This window comes from Streptomyces saintjeani (genome assembly GCF_055409605.1).
On the sequence record NZ_CP189624.1, the window covers coordinates 861,302 to 880,680 of the forward strand.

The 19,379-nt window shown below is 71.3% G+C and carries 22 protein-coding genes and 1 pseudogene; 11 read left to right on the forward strand and 12 right to left on the reverse strand.

Annotation, left to right across the window (positions count from 1 at the left end; all coding sequences use genetic code 11):
- Positions 1-969: an aldo/keto reductase gene (locus ACQCO7_RS03860; RefSeq protein WP_464070453.1), complete on the reverse strand. Its 969-nt coding sequence runs from the start codon at positions 967-969 to the stop codon at positions 1-3.
- Between the two features lie 92 nt (positions 970-1,061).
- Between ACQCO7_RS03860 and ACQCO7_RS03865 the strand changes: the two genes are divergently transcribed.
- Complete coding sequence (locus tag ACQCO7_RS03865; protein ID WP_464070454.1) at positions 1,062-2,105, forward strand: hypothetical protein; 1,044 nt, start codon at positions 1,062-1,064, stop codon at positions 2,103-2,105.
- Here ACQCO7_RS03865 and ACQCO7_RS03870 read toward each other — a convergent pair.
- Positions 2,092-2,280: a ferredoxin gene (locus tag ACQCO7_RS03870; protein ID WP_464070455.1), complete on the reverse strand. Its 189-nt coding sequence runs from the start codon at positions 2,278-2,280 to the stop codon at positions 2,092-2,094. The two genes, ACQCO7_RS03865 and ACQCO7_RS03870, sit on opposite strands and share 14 nt — an antisense overlap.
- An 11-nt stretch (positions 2,281-2,291) precedes the next feature.
- A complete protein-coding gene (locus ACQCO7_RS03875) occupies positions 2,292-3,488 on the reverse strand; it encodes a cytochrome P450 (protein ID WP_464070456.1) in 1,197 nt (398 codons plus the stop codon).
- Between the two features lie 230 nt (positions 3,489-3,718).
- Here ACQCO7_RS03875 and ACQCO7_RS03880 point away from each other — a divergent pair, with 230 nt between their 5' ends.
- The 3 genes from ACQCO7_RS03880 to ACQCO7_RS03890 all read left to right on the forward strand — a co-directional run bounded on the left by ACQCO7_RS03880 (position 3,719) and on the right by ACQCO7_RS03890 (position 5,264).
- Complete coding sequence (locus ACQCO7_RS03880) at positions 3,719-4,162, forward strand: nitroreductase family deazaflavin-dependent oxidoreductase (protein WP_464070457.1); 444 nt, start codon at positions 3,719-3,721, stop codon at positions 4,160-4,162.
- A gap of 179 nt (positions 4,163-4,341) precedes the next feature.
- Positions 4,342-4,704, forward strand: a complete 363-nt coding sequence (locus ACQCO7_RS03885; protein ID WP_464070458.1) for a DUF1304 domain-containing protein — start codon at positions 4,342-4,344, stop codon at positions 4,702-4,704.
- Positions 4,701-5,264, forward strand: coding sequence for a TetR/AcrR family transcriptional regulator (locus ACQCO7_RS03890; protein ID WP_464070459.1), 564 nt, complete (start codon positions 4,701-4,703; stop codon positions 5,262-5,264). The genes ACQCO7_RS03885 and ACQCO7_RS03890 overlap by 4 nt, the downstream gene beginning before the upstream one ends.
- 18 nt (positions 5,265-5,282) lie before the next feature.
- Here ACQCO7_RS03890 and ACQCO7_RS03895 read toward each other — a convergent pair whose 3' ends face one another.
- Both ACQCO7_RS03895 and ACQCO7_RS03900 read right to left on the reverse strand, forming a co-directional pair.
- Positions 5,283-6,356 carry an NAD(P)-dependent alcohol dehydrogenase gene (locus ACQCO7_RS03895; protein ID WP_464070460.1) on the reverse strand — a complete coding sequence of 358 codons (1,074 nt, stop codon included), beginning with the start codon at positions 6,354-6,356 and terminating at the stop codon, positions 5,283-5,285.
- A gap of 72 nt (positions 6,357-6,428) precedes the next feature.
- Positions 6,429-7,883, reverse strand: a complete 1,455-nt coding sequence (locus tag ACQCO7_RS03900) for an aldehyde dehydrogenase family protein (RefSeq protein ID WP_464070461.1) — start codon at positions 7,881-7,883, stop codon at positions 6,429-6,431.
- A gap of 111 nt (positions 7,884-7,994) precedes the next feature.
- Here ACQCO7_RS03900 and ACQCO7_RS03905 point away from each other — a divergent pair, with 111 nt between their 5' ends.
- Together ACQCO7_RS03905 and ACQCO7_RS03910 are read left to right on the forward strand one after the other, a co-directional pair.
- Entirely contained in the window at positions 7,995-8,420 is a 426-nt protein-coding gene (locus ACQCO7_RS03905; protein ID WP_464070462.1) for a MarR family winged helix-turn-helix transcriptional regulator, read from the forward strand.
- A 188-nt stretch (positions 8,421-8,608) separates the two neighbouring features.
- Positions 8,609-8,983, forward strand: a complete 375-nt coding sequence (locus ACQCO7_RS03910; RefSeq protein WP_464070463.1) for an anti-sigma factor antagonist — start codon at positions 8,609-8,611, stop codon at positions 8,981-8,983.
- An 18-nt stretch (positions 8,984-9,001) separates the two neighbouring features.
- On the opposite strand, the gene tuf is transcribed toward ACQCO7_RS03910, so the two are convergent.
- From tuf to ACQCO7_RS03925, 3 genes are all read right to left on the reverse strand, one after another.
- A complete protein-coding gene (gene tuf, locus ACQCO7_RS03915) occupies positions 9,002-10,195 on the reverse strand; it encodes an elongation factor Tu (protein WP_464070464.1) in 1,194 nt (397 codons plus the stop codon).
- 55 nt (positions 10,196-10,250) lie between these two features.
- Entirely contained in the window at positions 10,251-11,204 is a 954-nt protein-coding gene (locus ACQCO7_RS03920; protein ID WP_464070465.1) for a ribose-phosphate diphosphokinase, read from the reverse strand.
- 240 nt (positions 11,205-11,444) lie between these two features.
- Positions 11,445-11,864, reverse strand: a complete 420-nt coding sequence (locus ACQCO7_RS03925) for a nuclear transport factor 2 family protein (RefSeq protein WP_464070466.1) — start codon at positions 11,862-11,864, stop codon at positions 11,445-11,447.
- 233 nt (positions 11,865-12,097) lie between these two features.
- Here ACQCO7_RS03925 and ACQCO7_RS03930 point away from each other — a divergent pair, with 233 nt between their 5' ends.
- Together ACQCO7_RS03930 and ACQCO7_RS03935 are read left to right on the forward strand one after the other, a co-directional pair.
- Positions 12,098-12,784: a DUF4230 domain-containing protein gene (locus ACQCO7_RS03930; protein ID WP_464070467.1), complete on the forward strand. Its 687-nt coding sequence runs from the start codon at positions 12,098-12,100 to the stop codon at positions 12,782-12,784.
- 96 nt (positions 12,785-12,880) lie between these two features.
- On the forward strand, positions 12,881-13,540 hold the full coding sequence (locus ACQCO7_RS03935) for a VanZ family protein (RefSeq protein WP_464070468.1): 660 nt from the start codon (positions 12,881-12,883) through the stop codon (positions 13,538-13,540).
- Here the strand turns inward: ACQCO7_RS03935 and ACQCO7_RS03940 are convergent.
- Positions 13,537-13,773, reverse strand: a complete 237-nt coding sequence (locus ACQCO7_RS03940) for a hypothetical protein (RefSeq protein ID WP_409113617.1) — start codon at positions 13,771-13,773, stop codon at positions 13,537-13,539. The two genes, ACQCO7_RS03935 and ACQCO7_RS03940, sit on opposite strands and share 4 nt — an antisense overlap.
- Before the next feature lie 109 nt (positions 13,774-13,882).
- On the opposite strand from ACQCO7_RS03940, the gene ACQCO7_RS03945 reads away from it, so the two are divergent.
- Together ACQCO7_RS03945 and ACQCO7_RS03950 are read left to right on the forward strand one after the other, a co-directional pair.
- The gene (locus ACQCO7_RS03945) at positions 13,883-14,893 is read left to right on the forward strand and encodes a PHP domain-containing protein (RefSeq protein ID WP_464070469.1); all 1,011 of its coding nucleotides are present in this window, start codon (positions 13,883-13,885) and stop codon (positions 14,891-14,893) included.
- A 28-nt stretch (positions 14,894-14,921) separates the two neighbouring features.
- Entirely contained in the window at positions 14,922-15,914 is a 993-nt protein-coding gene (locus ACQCO7_RS03950) for an SDR family NAD(P)-dependent oxidoreductase (RefSeq protein ID WP_464070470.1), read from the forward strand.
- 48 nt (positions 15,915-15,962) lie between these two features.
- Here the strand turns inward: ACQCO7_RS03950 and ACQCO7_RS03955 are convergent, their stop codons facing one another.
- On the reverse strand, positions 15,963-16,910 hold the full coding sequence (locus tag ACQCO7_RS03955) for a phosphotransferase family protein (RefSeq protein ID WP_464070471.1): 948 nt from the start codon (positions 16,908-16,910) through the stop codon (positions 15,963-15,965).
- Between the two features lie 17 nt (positions 16,911-16,927).
- Positions 16,928-17,587, reverse strand: a pseudogene (locus ACQCO7_RS03960) (ferredoxin reductase domain-containing protein); the annotation flags it as partial.
- Between ACQCO7_RS03960 and ACQCO7_RS03965 the strand changes: the two are divergent.
- Positions 17,577-18,152 (forward strand): helix-turn-helix transcriptional regulator, encoded by a 576-nt coding sequence (locus ACQCO7_RS03965; protein ID WP_464070472.1) that lies wholly within the window; start codon positions 17,577-17,579, stop codon positions 18,150-18,152. The pseudogene ACQCO7_RS03960 and the gene ACQCO7_RS03965 sit on opposite strands and share 11 nt — an antisense overlap.
- A 184-nt stretch (positions 18,153-18,336) precedes the next feature.
- Here the strand turns inward: ACQCO7_RS03965 and ACQCO7_RS03970 are convergent, their stop codons facing one another.
- A complete protein-coding gene (locus tag ACQCO7_RS03970; protein WP_464070473.1) occupies positions 18,337-19,296 on the reverse strand; it encodes a DUF3626 domain-containing protein in 960 nt (319 codons plus the stop codon).
- Between the last annotated feature and the right edge of the window lie 83 nt (positions 19,297-19,379).

Consider the following 19,379-nt stretch of genomic DNA (forward strand, 5'->3'; position numbering starts at 1 on the left):
TCAGTGACCGGCGATGGGGTGCGGGGTGTACGGGGTCTCCAGCTCCTCGATCTCCTTGTCGGTCAGCTCCAGCTCGACCGCCGCGACCGCGTCTTCGAGGTGCTTCGGCCTGGACGCGCCGACGATCGGGGCCGTGACCGTGTCCTGGTGGAGGAGCCAGGCGAGGGCGACCTGGGCCCTCGGCACGCTCCTGGCCTCGGCGATGCGGGTCACGGCCTCGACGATCGCGCGGTCGCCTTCCTGGTAGAGGGTGGCGCCGAAGCCGTCGGTGGCGCTGCGGTCGGTGGCCGCGTCCCAGTCGCGGGTGAGGCGGCCCCGGGCGAGCGGGCTCCACGGGATGACGCCCACGCCCTGGTCGGCGCAGAGGGGGAGCATCTCGCGCTCCTCCTCGCGGTAGATCAGGTTGTAGTGGTTCTGCATCGACACGAACCGCGTCCAGCCGCCTCGCTCCGCCGCGTGCTGCATCTTCGCGAACTGCCACGCGTACATCGAACTCGCCCCGATGTAGCGGGCCTTGCCCGCCTTCACCACGTCGTGCAGCGCCTCCATGGTCTCCTCGACCGGGGTGTGCGGGTCGAAGCGGTGGATCTGGTACAGGTCGACGTAGTCGGTGCCGAGGCGGGACAGGCTGTGGTCGATCTCGGTGAGGATCGCCTTGCGGGAGAGGCCGCCGCCGTTGGGTCCGGGGCGCATCCGGCCGTGCACCTTCGTGGCGAGGACGATCTCGTCGCGGACCGCGAAGTCGGCCAGCGCCTTGCCGACGATCTCCTCGCTGGTGCCGTCGGAGTAGACGTTCGCGGTGTCGAAGAAGGTGATCCCGGCGTCCAGGGCCTGCCGGATCAGCGGGCGGGACGCCTCCTCGTCGAGGGTCCACTCGTGCGTGCCGCGGTCCGGGAGGCCGTACGTCATGCAGCCGAGACAGATCCGGGAGACGTCCAGGCCGGTCGAACCGAGCTTCACGTACTGCATCGTTGCTGCTCCTGCCGTCGGAGTGGGTGACAGAGGGGAGCGTACGTCCCGGTCGCCGCCGCTCCGCAAGGCATTTCAGGTGACGGCCCGGCGTGGGAGCGGCACGGGCCCGGAACGCCGTGCGCATCCTCGGTCCGGGTGACCGGCATGGGCTGGTCCGCGAGGTACGGGAGGCTGCGGTGCGGGTACGTCGGATCGGGTTCGGGGCGCTGGCGGCGGGGGCGTTGCTGGTACCGGGGATGTGGGGCGCGGCGGTGTGGGGGCCGGGCCCGGGGGCGCGTACGGCCCCGGCGGCGTACGAAGCCCGGACGGCGCCCGCGGCCTCAGCGGCGTACGGAGCCCGGACGGCGCCCGCGTCTCCGGCACCGGACGAAGCCTCCCGGGCCCCCGAACCCCCCGCCACCCTCTGCTCCCCCGCCGGTACCCTCCGCGGGCCCGGCGGGCAGTTCGCCCGGGTCGGTCTCTGCGCGGGTACCGGCACCCCGATCACGGCGGTCTCCGCCCCCGCCACCTGCCGCCGCCCCGGCACCCGCCCCGGGTGTCTCACCTCCGGCACCTGGACCGCGACCCGCGACGGCGTGCGGGTCGCCTCGGGAACGCTGCCCGGCTCGACCCCGTACCCCGGACCCGGCGCCTACGAGGTGACGGCGACGGTCAAGGTCCGTTCCACGCCCGCCGGTGTCGATCTCGCGGGCACCGTCCGCGCACGGCTCACCTTCACCGCGCCCGCCCCGAAGCCGACGCACCGTATCGAGGTGGACCGGCGCACGCTCGCCCCGAACTCGGTGACGACCCTGACGTACACGGTCTCCCGGGACAGCGAACTCGGCGACGGCAGCGGGCGGTTCGGGGTGATCGGCGTGGCGGGCACGACGCTCGCCACGGACGACCCCCGCTGCGTGAACCCCCTGGTCGGCCGGTACCCGGAGCAGGCGCGGACCGCGTACGCCCTGGACTGCGCCCTGACCGACCTCCAGCCCGGCAACCCGTCGACGGTCGTCGTCGAGGCCACCGTCGGGGAGCGCTGTTCGAGCGTCGTCTCGAAGCTGGGGTACTGGATGCCGCGCGGCCAGGCCCTCTACACGGGAGGCATGCTGGAGGGCCCGGCCGTCGGATGTGCCGCTAGCCGACGGTGATCGCGGAGACCGGGCACGAGCGGGCCGCCTCGCGGATCAGGGGGTCGCCGAGGTGGTCTGCGTGGTCGTCGGTCAGGGTCGAGAAGCCGTCGTCGTCCTGGGTGAAGACCTTGGGCGCGGTGAGGGCGCACTGTCCGGCGCCGATGCAGACGTCCGTGTCGATGTCGATGTGCATGTCCGGAGCCTCTACCAGGTCACGGGGAGTTCCAGCATCCCCTGGATCGTGTCGCCGGGTTTGAAGGGGATCGTGTCGGCGGGGGCCGCGAGGCGTAGGCCGGGCAGCCGGGTGAAGAGGGTGCGCAGGGCGATCTCCAGTTCGGCGCGGGCGAGGTTCTGGCCGAGGCACTGGTGGATGCCGAAGCCGAAGGAGACGTGGTGGCGGGTGGGCCGGTGGAAGTCGAGGGCGTCGGGGTCGTCGTAGGTGGTGGTGTCGCGGTTGACGACGGAGGTGGCGAAGACGATGCCCTCGCCCGCCTTGATCGTCGTACCGTCGACGTCGATGTCCTCCAGGGCGATGCGCAGCAGTCCGTCGACGATGGACAGCATCCGCATCAGCTCCTCGACGGCATCCGGTAACAGGCCGGGATCGGCGCGGAGTTCGGCGAGGCGGTCGGGGTTGCCGAGGAGGGTGTAGGTGCCCAGCGAGATCATGTTGGCGGTGGTCTCGTGGCCGGCGACGAGGAGGATGAACGCCATGTCGACGACGTCCTCGCGGGTGAGTTCGCCGCCTTGGAGGCGGTGGTGGACGAGCATGTCGAGGACGCCGTCGCCGGGGCGCCCGGACTGTTTGCGGTCGACGAGGTCGCCCAGGTACTTCCGCATGCGATCGCGGGCCTCGCGCGCCTCGCCCTCCTTGCGGCTGCGCAGCAGACGTCCGGACTGTTCCTCGAAGAACTCGTGGTCGGTGTAGGGGACGCCGAGCAGGGCGCAGATCACCATCGAGGGGACGGGCAGCGCGAACAGGGAGACGAGGTCGGCGGGCGGTCCCTGGGCGAGGAGGGCGTCGATGCGGTCGTCCACGATCCGCTGGATGGCGGGGCGCAGCGCCTCGGCGCGGCGGAGGGTGAAGTCGGCGAGGAGCATGCGGCGCTGGGTGCGGTGCTCGGGGTCGTCGACGCCGAGGATCGGGATCCGGCGGTCGCTCAGCGCCTTGACGCGGGGGGTGACACCGGGGAAACCGGGCCGGGTGCGGTCGGAGGAGAGGCGGGGGTCGGCGAGGAGGGCGCGGGCGAGGGTGTGGCCGGTGACGAGCCAGGTGGTGGTGCCGTCGTAGAGGGTGGCGCGGGTGAGGGGGCGGTCGGTGCGGAGTGTGTCGTAGCCCGTGGGGGGCTGGTAGGGGCAGGTGCGGTCCTGAGGGAAGGCGAGGGGAGCCGGTCGCGTCATGGAGACCTCGCAGAGAGTGGATTGCGACGTACCTGTCCCCATTAGATGCCTCAAGCATCTACATTTACGACGTCGACTTCGGCCAGATGGGCGCGGCCGGCGATCTGGCCGGAACTCTGCGCTCCAGACGCTGCGGCGACCGGGGTGACCTGTGAGGATGATTCCGGGGGACACGCGTGTTCTCCGGAACACGTGAGCACGTCGTACGACTTGAGAAGAGGATGGTTGCCATGCCGCTCGAAGGCGAGTACGAGCCCAGCCCGGCGCAGTGGGTGCGGGATCAGGTGGAGTTGTACGAGAAGTCCGGCGGGACCGAGGGGACGACGCTGATGGACACCGGGCTGCCGGTGATCCTGCTGACGACCCGGGGCGCGAAGAGCGGCAAGCTCCGCAAGACGCCGCTGATGCGGGTCGAGCACGAGGGCCGGTACGCGCTGGTCGCCTCGCAGGGCGGCGCCCCGACGCACCCGGTCTGGTACCACAACGTCACGGCCGATCCGCATGTCGAGCTTCAGGACGGGCCGGTCAAGCAGGACATGACGGCCCGCGAGGTCACCGGCGAGGAGAAGGCCGCGTGGTGGGAGCGCGCCGTCGCCGCCTACCCGGCGTACGCGGAGTACCAGCTCAAGACGGACCGGCAGATCCCCGTCTTCGTGCTGGAGCCGCAGGCGTAGAAACCGGTGTTCCCGGCAGGTGTGAAACCCCGCCCGCTGGGAACGCGGATGTACGGGCCCCGCCGCGCTCCCCCGTCGCGGCGGGGCCTCTTCATGCCTCGATTCGACTTCATGGACATCTGTCCAGCTATAGTGGACAGGTGTCCAAGAAGTTCTGAGCCGAGGGAGTCGAAAAGGTCATGGAAACGGTCGCGAACGTACTGGTGGCGCTGATCGCCCTGCTGCACGCGTACATCCTGGTGCTGGAGATGTTCCTGTGGCAGAAGCCGCCGGGCCGCCGCTTCCACGGCTTCGACCCTCAGTTCGCGGCGGCCACCGCGAAGCTCGCGGCCAACCAGGGCCTCTACAACGGCTTCCTCGCGGCGGGCCTGGTCTGGGGCCTGGTCGCCGACGACCCGACCGGCTTCCGCGCGCAGGTCTTCTTCCTGTCGTGCGTGATCGTCGCGGGGGTGTACGGCGCGGCGACCGCGAACCGGCGCATCCTGTTCGCGCAGGCCGTGCCCGGCGCGATCGCTCTGGCCGCCGTCCTGATCGCGCAGTGACCCGCGCCGCGCCCGAGGACCCGCGGGCCGCCCGCACCCGGGCGAGGCTGCGGTCCGCGCTGCTCGCGGAGTGCGCGGAGCGTCCGCTGGAGGAGGTGAGCGTGGCCGCGCTGGTCCGGCGGGCCGGTACCGGGCGGGCCACGTTCTACGTCCACTACACCGACCTCGAAGACCTCGCGGTCGACGCGTGCGCGGACGTCGTACGGGAGGCGGTGGAGGCGCTGCACGCCTGGCAGGGGCGGCCGGATCCGGTCCGCGCGCCGGCCGCGCTGCCGGAGTTCTTCGCCTCCCTCACTCCTCATCTCGCCCTGTACCGGCGGCTGTTGACGCCGGGCGGGGGCGGGCCGCTGGGGCTGGTGCTGCACCGGGATCTGCGCGCGTACAGCCTGCGGGAGCGGGAGCGGGCGGGGGCCGCCGACGCCGCGCTGGTGGCGTCGGCGGTGGCGGCGACGTTCGCGGGGGTGCTGGGGGACTGGCTGCACGGGCTGCTGGAGGGGACGCCCCGTCAGATCGCCGATCAGATATGGCAGTTGCTGGTGGCGCTGCACGCCAGCCGGTGAACTGTCCGCGGGGTCGCGTCAGAAGAGCAGGACGGGTTTGACCGTCCGGCCCTCGGTCATGTCCTTCACCGCCTGCCCGATGTCCTCGAAGCCGTACGTCCCGATCAGCTTCTCCAGCGGCAGCCGCCCCGACTTGACCAGGCCGACCAGCGTCGGGACGAGGCTCTGGGTCTCGCTGTCGCCGAGCGTGAGGCCCACGACCCGCTTGCCGGTGAGCAACCCGTTGACGTCCAGGGCGACTTCGGTCCCGAAGGGCGGGGCCCCCACGACGACGAGGGTGCCGCGCGCGGCGAGCGCGTCCACACCGGCGCGCAGGACGGCCGTACTGCCGGTCGTCTCCACGACACCGTCGGCGCCGGTCACTTCGCGTACGTCGGTGAGGGTGCGGGTCGCTCCCAACTCCCGTGCCAGGTCGAGCCGTTCGGGCACCCGGTCGACGGCGACGACCTCGGTGGCCGGGGAGAGCGCGGCGGCCATCACCGCCGAGAGCCCGACGGCACCGGCGCCGAGGACGACGACCGTGCTGCCCGGCTCCGGCTTGAGGACGTTCCAGACGGCGCCGACGCCGGTCTGAACTCCGCAGCCCAGCGGGGCGATCGAGGCGAGCGGCACCTCCGGGTCGACCTTGACGAGACTGCGCTCGTCCACCAACGCCCGCTCGGCGAAGGAGGACTGGCCGAAGAAGTGGCCGCCGAGGTCCTCGCCGTCGCGGGTGATGGTGGCGGTGCCGTCGGCCCGGCGGCCCCCGATGAGGTTCAGGGGCAGCCAGTCCGCGCAGTAGGCGGGGTGACCGCCGTTGCAGTTGCGGCACGCGCCGCAGGAGGTGAAGGAGAGGACGACGTGGTCGCCGGGTGCGACGGAGGTGACGGATGCGCCGACGGTTTCGACGATCCCGGCGCCTTCGTGGCCGAGGACTCCGGGGAGGGGGAACGGGAGGCCGCCGGACGCGACGCCGAGGTCGGTGTGGCAGAGGCCGGCGGCGACCATGCGGACGACGGCCTCGTACGGGCCGGGGTCGTCGAGGGTGACGTCCGTGAAGGTGAAGGGGGCGCCGCCCGTCTCGACGACGGCGGCTCTGGTGGTGAAGGGCATGGGGGTGAACTCCTGGGCTTCGAGGGAGGGTTGGGGCAGGGTTGACTCACGGGGCGGGAAGGGCGGTCCGCCTCAGTCCAGCGACACGACCACCGACTTCGTCCTCAGGTACGACGCCAGCGCCTCCGGCCCGTACTCCCGCCCGAACCCTGAGTCCTTCACTCCCCCGAACGGCACCGCGGGGTCCAGCATCGCCCAGTCGTTGATCCACACGATGCCCGCCTGGAGGCGGTCGGCGACGCGGTGGGCGCGGGCGAGGCTGCCGGTCTGGATGCCCGAAGCCAGGCCGTACGGCGTGGAGTTGGCGAGGGCGACCGCCTCGTCCTCGTCGTCGAAGGGCTGGACCGTGAGGACGGGGCCGAAGATCTCCTCCTGGACGACACGCGAGTCGTTCGGGAGGTCGGCGATGACGGTCGGCTTGTAGTAGTAGCCGCCGTCCAGGTCGAGGCGTTCACCGCCGCAGACGATCCGGCCGCCGTCCTTGCGGGCGAGGTCGACGTACTCCTCGACCTTGCGCAGATGCCGCTCCCCCGTCAGCGGGCCGACGACGGTCGCCGGGTCGCGCGGGTCGCCGACCGGGATGCCGGGGACCGCCTCGGCGAGGATGTTGAGCAGCGTCGCGCAGACCGAGCGGGCGACCAGGAGGCGGGGGCCGCCCATGCAGAACTGGCCGGTGTTGAAGACGAATCCCTTGATGATCGCGCCGACGGCCTTCTCCAGGTCGGCGTCCTCGAAGACCAGGTGGGGCGCGTTTCCGCCCAGTTCGACGGTGACCGGTTTCAGCGCCTGTCCGGCGATCGCGGCGGCGTGCCGTCCGATGTGGGTGGAGCCGGTGAAGGCGACCTTGTCGATGCCGGGGTGGCGCAGGAGGGCTTCCCCGGCGACGGGACCGGTTCCGGTGACGACGTTGACGACGCCGTCGGGGACGCCCGCGCGCTGGAGGAGGTCCGCCATGTACAGGGCGCTGAGCGGGGTTTCGTCGGCCGGTTTGTGAACGACCGTGTTCCCGGCGGCGAGTGCGGGCGCGAGTTTCGAACCGGCCAGGATCAGCGGGAAGTTGAACGGCGTGATCGCGGCGACGACGCCGAGCGGGCCGCGTCTCGTGTAGGCGTGGGCGTTGTGCTGGGTCTCGCGGGTGGCGCCGTCGAGGTGGAAGGCGAGGGCGGCGTAGTACTCGTAGTCGTTGGCGGCGTTGGTGGCGTCGACGGCGCGGGCCAGCGTGATCGGCTTGCCGACGTCGAGGCTCTCCAACTCGGCGATGGTGTCGGCCTCCTGGCGTATCAACTCGGCGACGCGCAGCAGGACGCGGCCCCGTTCACGGCCGGTGGAGCGCGACCAGGGGCCGGTCTCGTACGCCTCGCGGGCGGCGCGTACGGCGGCGTCGACGTCGGCGGGTCCGGCCTCGGCGACCGTGGTGACCGTGCGGCCCCGGGAGGGGTCGATCACCTCGGTGCGCGCTCCGTCGGCGGCTTCCCGCCACTGGCCCCCGATGAAGAGCTGCCCGGGATCGATCTGGAAGGCGGTCATCGCCACTCCTCGGGTCTGCGGCTCCGTCGCCGCGTCGTCAACCGACAGGTTTCCTGGTGGTTCGCAGTCTCTTTACAGACAGGTTTCCTGTCAATGGTCTACGCTCGACCCATGGCCGGAAGCGCACCCCCCTCCCTCCTCTACATGGTCAAGCAGCTCGAACTCGCCGTCCGCTCCCGGCTGGACGAGCTGGTCAGACCGTCGGGCATCACCGCCCTCCAGTACACGGCGCTGACGGTCCTGGAGCGCCACGACGGCCTGTCCGCCGCCCAGCTGGCCCGGGACTCGTTCGTCACCGCGCAGTCGACCGCCGATCTGGTGCGGTCCCTGGAGAGCCGGGGGCTGCTGCGCCGCGAGCCGAATCCGGCCAGCAGACGGGAGCTGAGGATCCTGCTGACGGACGCGGGGCGGGAGTTGCTCGCGACGCACGCGGAGCAGGTGCGGGAGCTGGAGGACCGCATGGTCAACGCCTTGACGGAGCGTCAGACGGATCAGTTCCGGCAGTCGCTCACACGGGCGTGGCAGTCACTGTCGTAGGGCCCCGGGCCGGAGTTTCGTACGCCGTCGCGAACTGGCCGACTATGAGCGGTCCTTTTTCGAAGACATATGTCAATCGAACATGCTGAAATTCACTCCATCGGGGGTAACTTGCTGAGGCGGGCTCCGCCGAGCGCTGCCCAGCGTCCGCTTCGTCCCATCCGCCGGCCCGTGCTGGAGGCAATGCCATGGTGCCGCAGGAACCCCTGGTCGACACCCCTCACCTGCGCATACGTGAGGAACAGGGGTACGTCGTGCTGGAGTTCCACGGCGAGATCGACATCGTCGCGGCGATGGAGATCCTGCCGCACATCGACGACCGCGTGGCGGGACAGGCGCCGCGCGTGCTCATCGACCTCACCCCGGTCGAGTTCTTCGACTGCTCGGGGCTGCGCCTGCTCTACCGTGCCCGCGCCCGGGTCCTGGAGCGCGACGGGGAGCTGCGCCTGGTCTGCGTCCACCCGCTGACCCTGCGGGTGCTGCGGGCGACGGGTCTCTCGAAGCTCCTGCCGCCCGCGCCGAGCGTGGAGGCCGCCCTCGGCAAGCCCGGGGAGACCTTATGAACTCGTGTGCGGCCCTGGCTACTTGAGGATCTTCGTCACCTGACCCGCGCCCACCGTCCGGCCGCCCTCACGGATGGCGAACTTCAGCCCTTCCTCCATCGCGATGGGCTGGATGAGCTGCACGAGTATGCCGGTGTTGTCCCCCGGCATGACCATCTCGGTCCCGTCGGGCAGCGTCACGACCCCCGTGACGTCCGTCGTCCGGAAGTAGAACTGCGGCCGGTAGTTGTCGAAGAACGGCGTGTGCCGCCCGCCCTCGTCCTTCGACAGGATGTACACCTGTGCCTCGAACCGCGTGTGCGGCAGCACCGAGCCCGGCCTGATGACGACCTGCCCGCGCTCGACGTCCTCCCGCTTGACGCCGCGCAGCAGCAGCCCGACGTTCTCCCCCGCCCAGCCCTCGTCGAGGAGCTTGCGGAACATCTCGATGCCCGTCACCGTCGTCCGCGTCTTCTGCTCGTGGATGCCGATGATCTCGACCTCGCTGTTCACCCTGAGCGTCCCGCGCTCGATCCGCCCGGTCACGACCGTCCCGCGCCCGGTGATCGTGAACACGTCCTCGATCGGCATCAAGAACGGCCGGTCCACGTCCCGTTCGGGCTGCGGTACGGCCGTGTCGACCGCGTCCAGCAGTTCGAGCACCGACCGCGACCACCCCGGGTCGCCCTCCAGCGCCCGCAGCGCCGACACCCGGACCACCGGGACGTCGTCCCCCGGGAACTCGTACTCCGTGAGCAGTTCGCGGACCTCCAGCTCGACCAGTTCCAGGATCTCCTCGTCGTCCACCATGTCCGTCTTGTTCAGCGCGACGACGATGTACGGCACCCCCACCTGCCGCGCCAGCAGCACGTGTTCCTTGGTCTGCGGCATCGGCCCGTCGGTCGCCGCGACGACCAGGATCGCGCCGTCCATCTGGGCCGCGCCCGTGATCATGTTCTTGATGTAGTCGGCGTGGCCCGGACAGTCCACGTGCGCGTAGTGCCGGGCCTCCGTCTGATACTCCACGTGCGCGATCGAGATCGTGATCCCGCGCCGGCGCTCCTCCGGTGCCTTGTCGATCTGGTCGAACGGCGTGAACGGGTTCAGGTCGGGAAACCGGTCGTGCAGCACCTTCGTGATCGCCGCGGTCAGCGTGGTCTTGCCGTGGTCGATGTGGCCGATGGTGCCGATGTTGACGTGCGGTTTGGTCCGTTCGAACCGTGCCTTCGCCACTGCGGGCCTCCTGTACCTGAGGGGCGCCGGGCCTCAACAGGCGCCTGTCTCCTGTCTATTCGCTCCCGGGCGCGTCGAACAGGGCGCTGACGGACTCGCCGTTGTGAATACGGCGCACGGCCTCCGCGAGCGCGGGAGCGATCGACAGGACGCGCAGCTTGTCCGTGTGCTCCTCCTCCGGGACCGGCACGGTGTTCGTGCACACGATCTCCAGCACGTCCGGCTGCTCGCTCAGCCGCTTCAGCGCGCCGGACGCGAACAGGCCGTGCGTACAGGCGACCCTGATCGACCTCGGCTGCAACTCCCGGAGCCTCTCCAGGAGTTCGAGGACCGTGCTGCCCTTCGCGATCTCGTCGTCCAGCACGATGACGTCCCGTCCCGTCACCTCGCCGATCACCGCGCTGATGCTGACCCGGTCGTCCGCGAACCGCTGCTTCGCGCCCGCCGCGACCTGCGCGCCGATCAGCCTCGCGAACGCCGCGGCCTCCTTCGCGTTCCCGAGGTCCGGGGAGACCACCGTCGTCCGTGCCAGGTCGTACCGGCGGAAGTGCGCGGCCAGTTCGCGCAGCGCGTGCAGGTGGTCGACCGGGACCGAGAAGAAGCCGTGCACCTGCGGGGAGTGCAGCGTCATCGCCAGGACCCTGCTCGCTCCGGCCGACACCATCAGGTCCGCGACCAGCCGTCCGCCCATCGAGATACGGGGCGCGTCCTTCTTGTCCGAGCGGGCGTACGAGTAGTGCGGCAGCACGACGGTGATCCGCCGCGCCGACGCGCCCCTCGCCGCGTCGCACATCAGCAGCAGCTCCACGAGGTGCTCCTGGACCGGTTTCACGAGCGGCTGCACCAGAAACACGTCCCGCTCCCGGCAGTTGGCCTGGAGCTGCACCTCCAGACAGTCGTTCGCGAACCGGCTCACCTGGGTGGGGCGCAGGGGGATTCCGAGGTGGGCACAGACTTCTGCGGCGAGTTCGGGGTGGGCGCTGCCGGAGAAGACGGCTATGTCTCGCACGATCGGCTCCTAGGGGGCTCTGATGATCATGTCGGGAGCTCTCATGGTAGGGGGGCGGAGGGGGAGTTGGAGTGGGCGGAACTTGTGGGCGGGTCGGGTGAGTTGGGGCGGGGGCTGGTGTCGGCGACGGGCGGTGGAGGGACCGGGTGCCCGCGGTGGTGTTCGCGTTCGGTCACGGCTTGGTGAGACCAGGCGGCCAGGACGCACACGCCCTCAGCGGACCCCCCGTATCGCCCCCGCCTACGCGAACGCCTGGGCCACGGCGAGACTGTCCTCGTACACGTGATGCCGGGTCACCAGCCCCTCCTCCAGGGTCAGATGGAGAGCGAACCGTGCCCGGTACGCCCGCCCGGTCGCCCGCGCGGTCTGCCGGATCTCCCCGAGGACGACCGCGTCGGCACCGTCGACGAGGACGTGCTCGACGCGGGTGTCGGCCTCCTCGACGGCATGGTGTGCGGCCAACTCCCTGAAGTGCGCGGCGACTTCGGCGCGGGTGGAGCGATGCCGTATCCAGGGCGTGGCCGTACGCCCGTGCTCCCCGGTCGGCCAGTCGAGCTTCCAGTCGACGTACTCGGCGTAGAGGGAGGCGATGCGGTCGGGATCGCCTTCGCCGATGAGCTGGAGGAGCCGGAGAACCGAGGTACGGGTGTCGGGGATCATGACGGGACCTCTCTGCGCGAACGCGGGACACGGGCACACGAGACGCGTGAACTCGCCCTGTCCGACGGATTGTTGCCGCCCCGCAGCCCTCTCCGCGATTACCTCCCAGGTAGGCACCTCTCCTGTCACAGCTTGCCTACAAGGCGGTGCGAAGTGCCGTTCGAAGGGAATCCGTATGGCGGGAACACCAGTACGGGTACCCCGCGTCAGCGGGAACCGCAGGAAGGACCGCCATGACGACGACTCCCCCCGACACCGTCACGACCCCCCAGAAGCGGCTGCCCCAGCGCATGCCGGTGTGGGCGAAGGTGCTCACCTCGGTCGTAGTGGTGCTGGCCGTCATGTTCGCGGGTATCCGGCTGAGCCTCCTGCCGGGTCTGCGCGACTTCTTCGGAACGGAGACGCAGGACCGTACGGGTCCGGCGCTCCTCCAGTCGATCCAGGACATGAGCCGCTACGAGGGCGCTTCGGGCAACTTCCAGGTCGTCGTCGACCTGGAGAAGGACGCGAAGTTCCTGCCGGACGCGATCCGCGGGACCCGGACCCTGTACGTGGGGGCGGGCACGGTGGACGCGTACGTGGACCTCGGGAAGGTGGCCGACAAGGACGTCACGGTCGACAAGAACCGTACGACGGCGACCCTGCGCCTGCCGCACGCGCAGCTCGCGACACCGGCGCTCGACCCCGACCGTTCGTACGCCGTGTCCAAGCAGCGCGGCCTGCTGGACCGGCTCGGCGACCTGTTCTCCGGCAACCCGAACAGCGAGCAGGCGGTGCAGAAGCTCGCCGTGAAGCACATCGGCGAGGCCGCGCGGCAGAGCGAGCTGACGGCGCGCGCGGAGACCAACACGACCGGCATGCTCAAGGGCCTGCTGCGGTCCCTCGGCTTCGAGGAGGTCACCGTCTCGTACACCGCCTGACCGGGTGGCGTCCGGGGGTGAGCGGATCGGCATCCCCGGGCGTTTCCTGGGTAACAGCCTTAGGACGCTGGGAAGTTGAAGCCTGGAGGACCACAGATGGCCCGTGCAGCCTCACGTCCGCGTACCGCGAAGGCCAAGGCCGTGCCCACCCCCGCGAAACCGGAGCCCGCCCCAAGAGGGGTGAAGGCGTTCACGAAGCGGCTGACGGCCGTACGGACACGGCCCCCGAAGAAACCGGCGAAACCAGCGGCCCCCGCCGCCAAGAACAAGAAACCCGACGCCAAGGACTCCCCCGCCGGCCCCCGTCCCCTCCCCCTCTACCTCCGCATCCCCGCGATGGCCGTCGGCTTCGCCGTGCTCGTCGGATTCGGCGCGGTCCTCGCCCGGCTCACCCTCGAACCGTCCCCCGCCTCGGTCCCCCTGATCCACACGAACCTCCGCCCCGGCCACTCCATCGAGGCGTACCTGGACCAGCCCGCGCTGCGGGACGCGGTGCGGCAGATCGGCGGGAACATCCTGCTGGGGGTCCCGTTCGGCATCCTCGTCCCGGTGGTCGCCCCGAAGGCGCGCGGCATCGTCAAGGTGCTGCTCCTGACGGCCCTGGTGATGCTCGCGGTCGAGTTCGCCCAGGGCGCGCTGGTCACCGGCCGCGCCTTCGACATCGACGACGTCATCCTCAACACGACGGGCGCCCTGATCGGCTATCTGCTCCTGGGCCGGCGACTGGGCCGCGGCGTGCACGCCAGGCGTAGCTAGCGCGGTCTCCACGTGTACCGGTCGCCGCCGACCCAGCGGATCGCGTCGGGGTCGTCGAGGTCGTGGATGGTGATGCCGTAGAGGGCCGCGGTGTCGAGGACCTCGGTGACGGCGTGGGCGGAGCCGACGACCCGGCCGTCGATCTCCATGATGCGGAACGGGGGTGTGCCCGGCTGGACCCCGAGCACCATGACCCGCGGGTGGGAGATGTAGGGGCTCGCTATCTCGGTCATGTAATCGAGGGTAGAACGACTCCGCCCGACCGCTACCTGACGCAGAAGACCGCCCCCGGCACCCCGCGCCCGCCGCGCGAACCGCCCGCCCCTGCGCAACCCTGGTGACATGCTCCCCGTCGAGGCCCTGGAGCGGATCGCGTTCCTGCTGGAGCGTTCCCTCGCCCCGCCGTACCGCGTGAAGGCATTCCGTACGGCGGCCCGCGTGCTGTCGGCGCTGCCGGAGGCGGAGGTCGCGGACCGGGCGGCGGCGGGGACGCTGGAGTCGCTCAAGGGGGTCGGCCCGAAGACGGCGCAGGTGGTGCGGGAGGCCCTGGCCGGCCGTACCCCGGCGTACCTGGAGCGCGTGGCGGCCGAGCAGCCCCCGCCCCCGGAGGGCGGCGCGCGCCTGCGTGCCCTGCTGAAGGGGGACTGCCACCTGCACTCCGACTGGTCGGACGGCGGCAGCCCGATCGAGGAGATGGCCCGGACGGCGGCGGCGCTGGGCCACGAGTGGGCGGTGCTGACGGACCACTCGCCGCGCCTGACGGTGGCCCGGGGCCTCACGGCGGACCGCCTGCGCGCCCAGCTCGACCTGGTCGCGGAGCTGAACGCGACGTGGGCCCCGTTCCGCCTGCTCACCGGCATCGAGTGCGACATCCTGGACGACGGCTCCCTCGACCAGGACCCGGAGCTGCTGGCCCGCCTGGACGTGGTCGTCGTCTCGGTGCACTCCAAGCTGCGGATGGACGCGCGCTCGATGACCCGCCGGATGGTGGCCGCCGTCCGCAACCCGCACGCGGACGTCCTGGGCCACTGCACGGGTCGGCTGATCGCGGGGAAGCGGCGGCCGGAGTCGGAGTTCGACGCGGCGGCGGTGTTCGCGGCGTGCGCGGAATCGGGGACGGCGGTGGAGATCAACAGCCGCCCCGAACGGCTGGACCCTCCCCGGCGGCTGCTGCGGCAGGCCGTGGACGCGGGGGTGCTGTTCTCGGTCGACACGGACGCGCACGCGCCGGGGCAGCTGGACTGGCAGGTGCTGGGGTGCGCGCGGGCGGAGGAGTGCGGGGTTCCTGCGGAACGGGTGGTGACGACATGGTCGTACGACCAACTGATGGACTGGGCGGGCGCCCGCGTTTGACTTCGAGAGCACTTCAATTCGTACGGTCATGGTCATGAGCAACAGCGACACTCCTCAAGTCAAGATCGGTTCGGGCTTCGGCGCCCGGAGCACCGCCGACGACGTCCTCGCGGGACGCGACCTCACGGGCACGCTGGCCCTGGTGACCGGGGGCTACTCGGGCCTCGGGCTGGAGACGACGCGGGCGCTGGCCAAGGCCGGCGCGCGGGTGGTCGTACCGGCGCGGCGGGTGGACGCGGCGCGCGAGGCGCTCGCGGGGATCGACGGGGTCGAGGTCGACGAGCTGGACCTGGGCGATCTGGAGAGCGTCCGGGCGTTCGCGGACCGGTTCCTCGCCTCCGGCCGCACCCTCGACCACGTGCTCAACAACGCGGGGATCATGGCCTGCCCCGAGACCCGCGTGGGTCCCGGCTGGGAGACCCAGTTCGCCACCAACCACCTCGGTCACTTCGCGCTGGTCAACCGGCTGTGGCCGGCGATCGAGCCTGGCGGCGCGCGCGTCGTGTCCGTCTCGTCGCGCGGCCACCACTTCTCCGGCGTCCGCTGGGACGACGTCGACTGGCGTCAGGGCTACGACAAGTGGCAGGCGTACGGCCAGGCGAAGACCTCGAACGCCCTGTTCGCCCTCCACCTCGACAAGCTGGGCCGCGCGTCGGGCGTGCGGGCGTTCTCCCTGCACCCGGGCGGCATCCTCACGCCCCTCCAGCGTCACCTGGCCAAGGAGGAGATGGTCGAGCGCGGCTGGATCGACGAGAACGGCGAGCTGGCGATGCCGGAGCTGTTCAAGACGCCCGAGCAGGGTGCGGCGACGCAGGTGTGGGCGGCGACGTCGACGCAGCTCGACGGCCTCGGCGGGGTGTACCTGGAGGACTGCGAGGTGTCCGAGGCGGTGTCCGGCGAGGACATCGCGTCCGGGGCGGTGTCCGCCGGTGTCGCGCCGTGGGCCAGGGACGCCGAGCAGGCGGAGCGGCTGTGGGCGCTGTCGGCGGAGCGGACGGGTGTGAACGCGTTCGCGGGCTGACCGCCTCGCGTGAGGCACTGGCCTCTCCATGGGGCCAGTGCCTCGATCTTATGGGGCCAGCGCCTCGATCTCCCCCAGTGCGCCCAGCAGTTGGGGCACCACGGCCTCCCGCGCCCACTGCCGGTGCCCCTCGTCGGCCTTCCTCGGGACCTGTTCCGTCAGCATGATCAGGTAGAGGTAGGTGCGGTAGAGGGCGTACCGCTGCCGGGCGGAATCATCGAACTCCGCCTCCCCGCCCGCCTTTTGGTAGGCCGTCAGGAAGGTCTCGTCCTCCCGGATGTCCGTGAGCAGCGCGAGGGAGACGAACTCCGCCAACGGGTCGCCCCAGAACATGCGTTCACCGTCGATGAGTCCGGTGATACGGGGTACGGCGGGGTCGATGAGGATGTTGCCGGGCCACAGGTCGAAGTGGACGAGGCACGGGGTCGTGACCTCGTCCAGCGCGTCGTACGCCTTGCCTGTGGTCGCCCTGATCTCGCTCGTCCTGAGCGGGAGTTCAGCCGCGTAGCGGTCGGCGTCGGCGAGGACCGCGCCGAGCATGCCGGTGAACGCGGTACGCCAGTCCGGGGCGAGCGGGCCGAGGGCGCCGGAGGGATAGCCGTAGCCCGGTCCGGTGATCCGGTGGAGGCGGGCGACCTGCTCGGCCAACTCGGCGCGCAGGGTGGCGTGTTGGGGCGCGGGCAGCTCGGACCACTGTTCGCCGGGCACGGCGGTCATCAGGAGGTGGCCGTCATCCTGGGCCACGACCTTCGGGGCGGGTACGTCGGCCAGCGCCGCGCCCTCGTAGAACTGGGCCTCCGCCACGAGGAGTCGCTTCTCGTGGCGGAGGCCCTCGTCCAGTGGGGCGACCTTGAGGACGTACCGGGTGCCGTCGTCGAGGCGGAGTTCCTCTACGGCGTTGTAGGTGCCGCCGCTCAAGGGGATGACGCGGGTGAGGCGTTCGGGCTCAAGAGCAGCCTCTTCGAGGACGTGCCGTGCTCGTTCCCAGGAGTCCATCCCCCGCGCCCTTCCGGTCAGCTCGCGGCGTACACGTCCTCGACGTAACGCCCGTTCGTCATCAGCTCGTTGAGCCAGGTCTCGGCCGCCGCCTCGTCGGCGTCCGGCGTGTGATCCCGGTACAGCGTACGGAACGCGTCCCGCACTCCGGGAGCCATGCGTGACCCGTCGCCGCAGACGTGGACGCGGGCGCCTTCGGCCAGCGGCTTCCAGACCTCCTCGCCTTCGGCGGCGATCCGGTGCTGGACGAACCGGCCGTCGGGTCCGGCGCTGAAGGCGGGCCGGATCGAGACGGCTCCGACGGTGTCGGCGGCGCGCAGTTCCTCGGCGTGCAGGTAGTCGGGCCGGGGGCGTCGCAGCCGAAGTAGCAGAGGGCGGGCGGGGGCGTCGAGGAGGGAGACCATCAGGTCGACGTGGCCGGGGTCGGTGGCGGGCGAGGAGGAGATGGAGTAGTGGCGGGGGCGCAACGGCGTGAGCGGATCGAGGAGCCCCGGCCAGTCGAGGACTCCGCGCAGCGCCGGGTTCGCTTCGATCAGCTCGGTCAGGGTGCGCGGGTCGTCGTCGGTGAGGGCGACGAGGGCGGCTCGTTCGGGCGGGCAGGGGTTGGCGGCGGCGAGCGCGGCGCGCTGGGCGGCGGTCGGGCGGTTCTGCAACTCGGCGTAGTGGGTGAGGAGTTGCGACGTGTACGGCGCCGTGCTGCTCGCGAATCCGGTGATGGCCGCCGAGTGCGGGTCCACGCCGGGGCGGCTGAAGGGGCTGGACGTACTCGACCCGTTCCGGCCCGTCGAGGCGGTACAGGTCGAACGCATCGCCCAGGCGCTGCGCCTGCGGCACCGGTCCCGCTACCAGGTCTCCGTACGGTGGGACGCGCCCGGCGGCCGGGTCCGGCACGGCGAACTCACCGCCGACCCCGTCAGCGACAGCGTCGGCATGACCCCGGCGCTGCTGGTCATACTGCGGGTCCTCGGCGAGGAGACGCCCGCCCGCACGGGCCCCTCCGAGGCCGTGACCCCCGTCGAGGCCCGCATCCTCGCGCTGCTCGCCGGAGGCGCGACCACGGCACGCACGGCGCGGGAGACGGGGCTGACACCGGACCGGGTGAGCTATCACCTGCGGCGGCTGTCGGCGCGGTGGGGGGCGGCGAACCGTACGGAGCTGGTGGCTCGGGCTTATGCGGAGGGGGTACTGACGGCGGGGGCGTGGCCGCCGGCGGGGAGGGGGTATAGGGGGCCGGGGTGGTGACGGGAGGAGAGGCGGGGAGGGGGCTGGGCCGGGGCCTTGACGGGCACGAGCCTTGACGGGCGCGGGCCTTGACGGGCACGAGCCTTGACGGGCGCGGGCCTTGACGGGCACGAGCCTTGGCAGGCTCGACTGATGGCGAGCGCAGGGCTCGGTGCGTGCGGAATCTGGTGAGAGATGCGCCGTCTCAGGCCCCGGGAGTCGCCGCGCCCGCCGGTTCCGCGTCGTCCGTCTCCGTTCCCGCTCCTGTCCGCACCGTCTCCGTCCCTGCCCCCGTACGCGCCGTCGCCGCTCCCGTTCGCGCCGTCCCCGCCCCCTCCGGGGCTCCGAAGCGGGCCAGTGTGTGCCAGATCATCTTGAGGTCCTGGAGTTCGTACCGGCCCGTGCGCGCCGCGTCGCCGATCACTCGGGGGTCGATGTGGCCGCCGGACGCGATCTGCTCGGCCAGGGCGGCGTACTCGGCGCCCCGGTAGTCCGCGTGGGCGTGGAGTTCCGCGACGGTGAGGCGGTAGCCGGGGTGCCATTCGACGAGGCACGGGAGGAGGCGGGCGTCGGCCTCCACCTGCGTACCCCGGTAGCAGGCGTCCAGGACGACCGCCTCGACGTCCCGCGCGAGGTCGACTCCGCCGTGCACCTGGGTCTCGATGTAGTCGTTGAGGGCGTCCTGTTCGTCGGATTCCGCGAGGGCGATCAATGAGGAAGACGCGGCGACACCGAAACGGGTTGGTTCAGCGGCGCTGTCGGGATAGCAGAACGTCGCGCGGGCGAGCGCGTCGGCCGTGAGGCGGAAGTGGGAGGAGCCGAAGCGCGGGGCGGCGCCGACGACCTGGCGGCGGAAGTCGAGCGCGCCGTAGACGGGCCGTTCGTGCGGGGCGGCGTCGTCGTACGCGCCGCCGAAGATCCGGCTCTCCCAGCGCCAGCGGTCGCCCCCGGGGTGCGCGGTGAGGCCGCCGTTGCTGGAGCCGGTGACGAACTGGGAGTGGTAGGCGCCGTCCCTGGAGAGAGCCCGCAGAATCGGTTCTCCGCGTGTCGTGCGGTCGGGATGGAAATTCAGGGTGATCCGCAGGTTTACCGGGACGGCGGGCCCGTACGCGCGGGCGGTGACATGGGCGATGGCGGCACGCGCGCGCGGGGACGCGAAATCCACTGGAACCTCCTGACGACGGCTGCTTACTCTAGCCCTGAACCTAGGATCACTAGGTTCAGGATTCGAACTCCCTGGAGGCTAAC